The 829-nt window shown below is 45.5% G+C and carries 1 protein-coding gene; it reads left to right on the top strand.

Annotated features, from left to right (window positions below; genetic code table 11):
- A partial coding sequence (locus tag ACESQI_RS24130) for a hypothetical protein (protein WP_373127381.1) occupies positions 1-744 on the top strand: 744 nt, incomplete at its 5' end.
- Positions 745-829: the final 85 nt, after the last annotated feature.

The following is an 829-nucleotide window of genomic DNA, read 5'->3' as shown; positions in this document are numbered from 1 at the left end:
CAAGCCGAACGTAAGTTCCATTACGAAGAAAACGGCAAGGTTTCCATGCGTGATTTCTACACTTACCATAACGACAGGGAAGACTATTCACACAACGAGTTCAAACCGTTTGACCTGATTAACGATCTGGTAGATAAGAACCGAAACGCCAACGCGAATTTTGCGAACCGCATCATTTCTTATTTCAACAGGACTTACAAAGTGTCGGTTCCTGAGTATAAAATAGACGAAAAGACCCTTCCGATGGGCTTCCGTCCTGTTTATGACACATATGTAGATGTAGTCATCGAACACTTGGGCGGCAAGAGTTTCCGGGAAACGGCCGTGGAAGAACTGCTCGCACGCCTGAGCAAAGTTGTCAGACCGGCATACTGGAGCAAAGTCAAGACGGAGTTGAAGAAGGACAAGATAATCTTTCCCGAAATCATCCGTTTCGACGATTTTTCCATGCAATACAACCAAAGGAACAGAATCTCCTACAACTACGGCGGAGAACTGGAAACCCTGTGTGCCGGCATTGCCTACGGTGCGGATGACATACTGAATGGAAATTCAAAGATGATTATCCGTTTTGATGACAACGACATTTCTGTCACAGACTGGTACGACCTTACGACCACCAATGCCGAGCAAATCCGATTCTACAAGAACGGACGTATCGATGTCCGGTTCAAGGACAGTGCGGCAGCCGAAAGTTGTTTCAAGCGTCTGCATCTGGATGAAATCACCCTAAGAGAAAACTGACCATGATAAGATTTACACAGCACCCCGTAAGGCAATCCTTGCGGGGTGTTTTCATTTTTAACGATAAACAGATAAAGTCATGTAT

This window comes from Bacteroides sp. HPS0048 (assembly GCF_964240755.1).
Lineage (GTDB): Bacteria > Bacteroidota > Bacteroidia > Bacteroidales > Bacteroidaceae > Bacteroides > Bacteroides nordii.
This window is presented reverse-complemented; position numbering and strand designations above follow the sequence as displayed.